This is a genomic window from Stenotrophomonas sp. 3diitr2024 (assembly GCF_042136455.1).
Lineage (GTDB): Bacteria > Pseudomonadota > Gammaproteobacteria > Xanthomonadales > Xanthomonadaceae > Stenotrophomonas > Stenotrophomonas sepilia.
Window position 1 is genome coordinate 1 of record NZ_JBHHMJ010000282.1, and the last position, 440, is coordinate 440.

1 rRNA gene is annotated in these 440 nt (G+C 50.2%); it reads right to left on the reverse strand.

The features are described 5' to 3' along the window. Window positions 1-205, reverse strand: a 16S ribosomal RNA gene (locus ABGA94_RS06610); the annotation flags it as partial. Window positions 206-440: the final 235 nt, after the last annotated feature.

The window sequence follows — 440 nt, forward strand, 5'->3', positions numbered from 1 at the left end:
TCCCCTGCTTTCACCCGTAGGTCGTATGCGGTATTAGCGTAAGTTTCCCTACGTTATCCCCCACGACAGAGTAGATTCCGATGTATTCCTCACCCGTCCGCCACTCGCCACCCAGAGAGCAAGCTCTCCTGTGCTGCCGTTCGACTTGCATGTGTTAGGCCTACCGCCAGCGTTCACTCTGAGCCAGGATCAAACTCTTCACTTAAAACTACATGATCCGAAGATCAAAATTTAAAGCTGCAGATGATTGATTCTGGCAACGTATCGCTTGCTTTAAAACAATTAATAGTTGCTTGATCAAACGTCTGCAAGATGGACAATCATCCTTCCTGCAGGCGCCTTCACAAGATACCTGCGCATACTTTCAAAGATCCGGGGAAGTGGCCTCAGCGCCGTTCCCGTGTGCTGCGAAGTTTCCTTCGTAGCGAGCCGCCCATTAT